The organism is Nonomuraea sp. NPDC046570, assembly GCF_040645915.1.
GTDB lineage: Bacteria > Actinomycetota > Actinomycetes > Streptosporangiales > Streptosporangiaceae > Nonomuraea.
In genome coordinates, this window is sequence record NZ_JBEYZF010000089.1 from 1 (window position 1) to 7,497 (window position 7,497).

A 7,497-nucleotide genomic window follows, 5' to 3' on the forward strand; every position below is an offset into this window, starting at 1 on the left:
AAGGGGTATTTTTTGGCGGCGGCGGCGAGTCCGACTGATTCGAGTGCTTCTTCGGCTGCGGCTTTGCGTTGTTTCTTGTCCATGTCGCGGCGGCGTAGGGGGAGGGCGACGTTGTCGGCGACCGACATCCAGGGGAACAGGGAACGGCTGTAGTCCTGGAAGACCACGGCCAGGTTGCCGGGCGTCTCCCGCACGATCTCGCCCTCGACCCGGATCACTCCGCCCGACGGCTGGATGAGTCCGGCGATCGAGCGCAGCAGGGTCGACTTTCCGCAGCCCGACGGCCCGACGATACACAGCAATTCGCCTTCGGCCACGCTCAGATTGAGCTGGTCGATGGCGTGGTGCGCGGTGCTGCCGGTGCCGTAGGTGTGGGTCAGGTTGGCGATCTCAAGCACGCTGATTCCTCAGGCCGCGAGCCCGCGAACAGCGGCGGGACTCTGTCGTATCCGCAAATGTGGTGATGATCAGGAGGCGCGAACCGAGACGACCGCGCTGGTCGCGACGGCGAGTTCGACGATGTCGGTGACGGTCAGCCCCGACTGGCGCAGCAGGTCGACGTACTCCGCGCGGGAGCGCTCCCGGCCGCTGCCGAACAGGCCCATCATCCGCATGTCGAGCTCCTTGCCCATGTGCGGGCTGTCGTCGTCGGGCAGCACCATGTCCAGGCAGATCACCTTGCCGCCGTCGCCCAGCGCCTCGCGCACGTTCGTCAGGATCTTGCGCGCCTCCGCGTCGTTCCAGTTGTGCACGATGTTGGAGAGCAGGTAGATGTCGGCGCCCGCGGGCACGCTCTCGAAGAAGTCGCCGGTGACCACCTCGCACCGGTCGGCCACGCCGCGCTCGGCCAGGCACGCGCGGGCGCTGCCGGCCAGATGCGCCAGCTCGTAGACGGTGCCGCGCAGGTGCGGGTTGGCGGTCAGCACCGCGGCGAGGATGTGCCCCTTGCCGCCGCCCACGTCCACCACAGTGGAGGCGGCGGAGAAGTCGTACGCGCCGGCCAGCGCCTCGGCGAAGGGCTGCGAGCGGCCGTCCATGTAGGAGTCGAACAGCGCGCCGACCTCCGGCGAGGCGGCGAGATAGTCGTAGAGCCCGCCGTACCGCGCCACGAAGGCGGGCCGTCCGGCTCGCACCGTCTCGGGCAGCGAGGCCAGGGAGTAGGCGAAGGCGGGGTCGGCGGCGAAGTAGACGCCGCTGTAGAGCGAGCGGGGGTGGTCCGGGTGGAGTACGGCTCCGCTCTCGGTCAGCGTGTAGGAGTCGCCGGTCCGCTCGACGAGGCCGAAGGAGGCGATCACCCGAAGGACCCTGGACAGGTAGTCGGGGTCCGCCTCGCAGCGCTGGGCCAGCTCGGCCAGGGGCAGCGGACCGTCACGCAGAGCCTCGACGGCGCCGAGCTTCACGAACGCGTTGAGGGCGCTGAAGCGCCACACCCCGCGGATGATGTCCCAGATCGGCGTGGTGGGGTCGGTCATCAGAAGTCCCTTTCTCAGATGACTTGCCGGGCCTGCCGGTGCCAGGCGAGGACACGGCGTTCGACGGCCAGGAAGACCGCGTTGAGGATGATCCCCAGCACGCCGAGCAGCAGGATGCCGGCCCACATGTCGGCCAACTCGAAGCGCCGCTGGCTCAGCAGCAGGTGCCTGCCGATGCCGTCGGTACTGCCCACCAACTCCGAGATGACCATCAGGATGAGGGCGAGCGAGAGGCTGAGCCGCAGGCCGGCGGAGATCTTCGGCGCGGCGGCCGGCAGGATGACCCGGGTCAGGCGCTGGACCCGGGTCAGCCCGAACACCACGGCGGAGTCGAGGAACTTGGCGTCCACTGATCGGGCGCCCTCGACGGAGTTGAGCAGCACCGGCCAGATCACCCCGAAGACGATCGTCACCAACTGCATCTGGGTCCCCATCTGGAACATGGCGATGAAGACCGTGATCAGCATGGGCGGCGGTACGGCCCGGCCGAACTGGAGCAGCGGGTCGATGTACTGGCTGAAGGTCCTGGAGCGGCCGAGGGCCACGCCCAGCAGGATGCCCGCCACCGCGGCGATGCTCCAGCCGGTCAGCAGCCGGCCCATGCTGGGCAGCAGGTCGGCGTAGGCCGCGTCGGTGAGGAAGAGCCGGTCGGCGGGGCCGGAGAACCACAGCGTGTGCAGCTTCGAGACGATCTCGGAGGGCGGGGGGAAGAAGACCGACCCCTCGATCTCCGCCGCCCGCATCCACGTGGTGGCCCGCTCCCACACCAGCACGACCACGGCGGCCACCAGCAGGCCGAGGAACCAGCGCAGGACTCTCATGTGAGCTGCTCCCGCCAGCCGAACAGCCATCGCTCGGTCCGCACCAGGACGGTGTTGATGATCAGGCCGATCAGCCCGGTCCAGAGCACGGCGCAGAGGATCAGCGCCACGTTGTCGGCGGAGGTGCCCGCTCTGACGGTGTAGACGCCGATGCCGTACTGGCCGCCGGCCAGCAGTTCGGCGCTGACCGCGAGGATCAGCGCGATGGAGGCGGACAGCCGGATCCCGGTCGCGATGAAGGGCGCCGCGCTGGGCAGGGAGACCCGCCCGAGTACGGCGAGCGAGCCGAAGCCGAAGCTGCGCAGCGTCTCCTTGGCGACCGGGTCGACGTCACGCATGCCGTACATGGTGTTCAGCAGGAGCGGCCAGGTGCAGGCGTAGACGATGATCGCGACCTTGACCCGCAGGTCGTCGGCGAGGACCAGCATGACCAGGGGGATCAGCGCCACCGAGGGGATGGGCCTGAGGAACTCCAGCACCGGCCGGACCGCCCACTCGGCGGGGGCGAGCACGCCCAGCACCATGCCGGCGGGCACCGCGGTCACGATGGCGAGGGCCAGGCCGACCGCCCAGGCCGTCATGGTGGCGGCGACGTCGGCGTGGAAGCCGGGGTCCAGCAGGACATCGGGGGCTTTGACGAGCACGTCCGAGACGGGCGGGAGGTTGACGAACCCGGTGCGGGTGGCGACCTCCGCGAGACCGAGGAACCCCGCGACGCCGACGGCGCCGCGGAGCAGTCGAGCAACGATCACTGAGCCGGTCCGGCCAGCATGGAGGAGACGTCCAGCGGCTTGCTCAGGAACTTCAGTTCGAGCATCAGGTCGGCGACGCGCTGCAGACGGGTGGAGCTGAGCGAGGTGGGGAAGGCGCCCAGCGAGATGACCGCCGCGGTCTCCTTGTCCATCTTGGTGTAGGTCGGGACCACCTTGGTGACCTCTTCGCGGTCGGCCGCGGCCTCGGCCTGCGCCTTGCCTATCGCACGCTGGAAGGCGGCGATGGTCCTGGGGTTCTCCGCGATGAACTTCTCGGTGGCGCTCCAGCCGGAGATCGGGAAGTCCTTGGTCGCCCCGGACATGGTGTCGATGAGGGTCTTGGCGCCGAACTGCTTCTGCGCGTAGGTGATGAAGGGCTCGGTCAGCCACCCGGCGTCGATGCGGCCCTCGTCCAGCGCCTTGGCCTGCTCGGGGAAGGGCAGCTCCACCCACTGGACGTCGCCCTTGCCCAGGCCGTGGGACTTGATCGAGGAGACCACGGACAGGTCGCCGATGTTGCCGATCGAGTTGACCGCGACCTTCTTGCCCCTGAGGTCGGCGCCCGACTTCAGCGTCGAGTCGGCCTTGACCATGACGTTGAAGCCGTTCGCGCCGGCCTGGTAGCCGTCGGCGATGTACTTGAACTTGCCGACGCCCTTCTCCTGGGCGGTGAAGACGGACATGTAGTTGCCGAGGATGATGTCCAGCCCGCCGCCCGCCTGCTTGGTGAGGGCGGCCGCGGTGCCCGTCATGAGCTCGGGCGTCACGGTGAGCCCCTCGGCCTTGAAGTAGCCCTTCTGGATGGCGATGTACAGCGGGGCGACGTCCGGAACGGGCAGCATGCCCACGCTGATGGCCGTCCGCTCGGGGCCGGTGCCGGGCTCCTTCGCCGCACTCCCGGGCTTGTCGTCACCGCCTCCGCCGCATGAGGTGAGAGTCAGCACGAGTGCCGCCGCCACGCCAACGATGGAGCCGCGACCGCGGGCGCCATACCTCATGGAAACTCCTTGAACTGATATGCGCGGAGAAGGCCCGCTCCATACCCGGTGGCGGTGGCGGGTCTTGATGTGGAGAGAGCCCAGGGTAACCAGAAAAAGACCAGATTTATCATGCATAGATCGGCGTTATCTTTTTGAAATGTCTGTGACTGGCGTTATTGCAGGTAGGTGGAGGAATATACCGCTATGTCGCTGTATGCACACTCGGCGTACATGGCGACAAAACGGTCATTGAGTATGTGAAGGCGAAAAAGGGGATTAGGCGGACTTGGGGTGTTTCGCGTGCTCGAAACTCGGGTCGTTCTGTCAGGCGCCGCAGACCGATTGTCGGGCATGACTGGTGGTTGAGGGATGAGTGATGGTGATTATGGTCCGTCGATAAAGGAAACATTCTTGGATGAATGGTCTATTGGCTGATTTGATGGGGCTGTGCTCAAATAACCCCTGCCCCATGGATGCGTCGGTGTCACACCCCAGGTTCGCCCTATGACGTGATCCCCCGCACCCGCCGACCAGGAGAGGTTGCGGAGGCCAGTGAGGACAGAATCTGCCCCGGGCGGCGGCCGGAGGGGCCGGGAGCCCTTCGGGGCCGCGGAGAAGGACGCCGCTGCCGCCGCGTCGCCTCCCGCGCATCGCGCGGGCCCGCCCAGGCGGCGGGCCGGCGCCTGGGCGTTGCGCAACTGGCGGGTCCGCGCGCGGCTCGTCGCGCTCATCCTGATTCCCACCATCGCCGCGATCGTCCTCGGCGGCCTGCGGGCCAGCAGCTCCTTCGCGGGCGCGGCCGAGTACCAGGCGACGAGAGCGCGGGCCGACCTGGCCGCCGACGTCGCCGAGCTGGCCCACGTTCTGGAACAGGAACGTGACATTTCTGTCCGCTTCGTCGCCCTGGGCAGGGGTAGCCAGGAGCTGGAGGCGCTGGAGCGGGGCCGCGCCGCCGTCGACGCCATGGCGGTCAGCGTGCTCCAAGGGGCCGCCGCGCTGGCGAAGGAGGAGCAGACCCAGCGTCTGCGCGGCGACCTGGCCAGGCTGCGCAACCGGCTCGTCGAGCTCCCCGTGATGCGCAAGGCGGTCACGGACACCAGACTGCAGGCGATGCCCACCCTCGACATGTACGTCAGGGCCATCGAGGACCTCCTGCAGGTCTACGACGCGGTCGGCCAGGGCGCCACCGACGAGCAACTCGTCGGCACGGTCGCCGCCTTCGGCGCCCTGGCACGGGCCAAGGACCAGGCCTCCAGGGAACGCGCCCTGCTGTCCATCGCGGTGGCGGCCCGCAGATTCGGCGAGGCCGACCTGGCCGCCTTCCTCGCCGCCCGCGCCCAGCGCGACAGCGAACTGGCCACCTTCAGGTCGGAGGCCTCACAGGCCGAACGCCAGGCCTACGACGACATCGTCAGCGGCCACTACCGCTCGGAGTACATCAGGGACCGGGCCATCGTCCTGACCAACACCGGCAAACTGCTCATCGGCGCCGACCTCGGCGGCGGGCGCGGTGCGGGCTGGTTCGAGGCGGCCACCGAGACCGTCGAGCGGATGCGGACGGTGGAGAAGCAGCTCGCCGACTCGGTGCGGACCCGCAGCCAGGAACTACGCGACGTCGAGCAGCAGAGCGCGCTGATCGTGGCCGGCATCGTGCTGGCCCTGCTCGTCGCGGTCCTGGCCATCACCGTCGTGATGGCCAGGTCGCTGGTCACCCCGCTTCGCCGGCTGCGCAGCGAAGCGCTGCACATCGCCGGCAAGCGCCTGCCGGAGACCGTGCGAACCCTTCGCGAGACCGGCGACGAGTCGGCCGCCCAGGTGGAACCGATCGGCGTGGACTCTGGGGACGAGGTGGGTGAGGTCGCGCGGGCGTTCGATGAGGTGCACCGTGAGGCTGTGCGTTTGGCGGGTGAGGAGTCCAAGCTCCGCGCGAATGTGAACGCGATGTTTGTGAACTTGTCGCGTCGTAGTCAGACGCTGGTGGAGCGTCAGATCACCTTGATCGATGGTCTGGAGCAGGGCGAGCAGGACGAGCAGCGGTTGGCGAACCTGTTCAAGCTGGATCACTTGGCTACTCGTATGCGGCGTAACAGTGAGAACCTGCTGGTTTTGGCTGGGCAGGATCCGCCGCGGCGCTGGAGTCAGCCGGTGCAGTTGGTGGATGTGGCCCGCGCCTCGTTGTCGGAGGTGGAGAACTACGAGCGGGTCTCGTTGCAGGTCCCGGGTGGTGTGGCGGTTGTCGGTCAGGCGGTGAACGACGTCATCCACCTGCTCGCGGAGCTGGTGGAGAACGCGCTGGCGTTCTCGCCCCGGGAGACGCGGGTGGTGGTGTCGGGTAACGGCATCGATGGTGGTGGGGTGATGATGTCGATCACCGACTCCGGTATCGGGATGACGCAGGAGGAGTTGGTCGCGGCCAACGAGCGGTTGATGGACGCTCCGACTGTCGATGTGTCGGTGTCGCGGCGTATGGGCCTGTTCGTGGTCGCCAGGCTGGCCCACCGCCACGACATCCGGGTGCAGCTCAGGCCGCATGGCTCAGGTGGTCTGACGGCCATGGTCCTGTTGCCCGAGTCACTGTTCGGCGGCCAGGCGCCCGTCTTCACTGGATCGTCAGGCATGCAGCCCGAGGCCGTACCCTCGTTCGGTGCCCAGGGCTGGCCCGGCGACACCGGCGGCATCGCGCCCGGCTGGCCCGGCGGCCCGTCAGGCAACCTGCCCAGCTGGCCCAGCGATCTCGGCGGCTCCACCGTGCCACCGATCCTCTCACCGGCGCCCACTCCCGGCTGGCCCTCCGACCCGGGCGGCACCTTCGACAGCGAGGACGTGTGGGCCCCCGCCCAGGGCCCCGGCGTGAGCCCGCAGCGAGGCAGGCTGACCGACACACCGTCCTGGCCGGTACATCCGCCCGCCGAGCAGAACTCGTGGCCCGTCGGCGACCGGGAGCAGTCGCTGCTGCGCAGGTACGACTACCCCGACAGCGGGTCGACGACGACAGGACCGATCCCGGTGGTGAAGCCGGCCACCTCCGGCGACGAGTACCTGCCGATCTTCGCCGCGGTCGAGTCCGCCTGGTTCGATCGCTCGGAGTCCGGGTCGTGGGGATCGGAGAAGGCGGACGCCGGGTGGACCGCCGCGGCGGCCGTACGAGAGCCGGTCAAGGGCGGATCCACCGCCGCGGGGCTGCCGAAGCGGGTGCCCAAGGCGAACCTGGTGCCCGGTTCGGCGGAGACCTCGGCGCCCAAGGGCGTGGCGCCGATGCCGGAGATCTCACCCGACCGGGTACGCAGCAGGTTCGCGAGCTTCCAGCAGGGATACCGGGCTGCCAGAGGGGACATCAACGACGGTCGCTACCCAAGTGGCCCGAGAAGCCTTGACAGCAGGGAGGAGGGCGAATGAACGATCTGAGCCATGCGGCTCGTGGTGTGGACTGGCTGATCACTGATTTCGTCAGTACCGTTCCGGGAGTCGCCCA

The 7,497-nt window shown here is 68.5% G+C and carries 6 protein-coding genes; 1 reads left to right on the forward strand and 5 read right to left on the reverse strand.

Annotation, left to right across the window (positions count from 1 at the left end; genetic code table 11):
• The 5 genes from ABZ911_RS42640 to ABZ911_RS42660 form a co-directional block, all read right to left on the reverse strand.
• Positions 1 to 398 (reverse strand): ATP-binding cassette domain-containing protein (locus ABZ911_RS42640; RefSeq protein WP_358070264.1); only part of this gene is annotated, 398 nt, incomplete at its 3' end.
• Between the two features lie 69 nt (positions 399 to 467).
• On the reverse strand, positions 468 to 1,472 hold the full coding sequence (locus ABZ911_RS42645; protein ID WP_358070267.1) for a methyltransferase: 1,005 nt from the start codon (positions 1,470 to 1,472) through the stop codon (positions 468 to 470).
• Between the two features lie 14 nt (positions 1,473 to 1,486).
• Positions 1,487 to 2,293, reverse strand: a complete 807-nt coding sequence (locus ABZ911_RS42650; RefSeq protein WP_358070270.1) for an ABC transporter permease — start codon at positions 2,291 to 2,293, stop codon at positions 1,487 to 1,489.
• Positions 2,290 to 3,045, reverse strand: coding sequence for an ABC transporter permease subunit (locus ABZ911_RS42655; protein ID WP_358070273.1), 756 nt, complete (start codon positions 3,043 to 3,045; stop codon positions 2,290 to 2,292). Before ABZ911_RS42655 ends, ABZ911_RS42650 begins: the two co-directional genes overlap by 4 nt.
• Positions 3,042 to 4,043: an ABC transporter substrate-binding protein gene (locus ABZ911_RS42660; protein WP_358070276.1), complete on the reverse strand. Its 1,002-nt coding sequence runs from the start codon at positions 4,041 to 4,043 to the stop codon at positions 3,042 to 3,044. The genes ABZ911_RS42655 and ABZ911_RS42660 overlap by 4 nt, the downstream gene beginning before the upstream one ends.
• Positions 4,044 to 4,577: 534 nt before the next feature.
• Between ABZ911_RS42660 and ABZ911_RS42665 the strand changes: the two genes are divergently transcribed.
• Positions 4,578 to 7,421: a nitrate- and nitrite sensing domain-containing protein gene (locus ABZ911_RS42665; protein WP_358070279.1), complete on the forward strand. Its 2,844-nt coding sequence runs from the start codon at positions 4,578 to 4,580 to the stop codon at positions 7,419 to 7,421.
• The last annotated feature ends 76 nt before the right edge of the window (positions 7,422 to 7,497 follow it).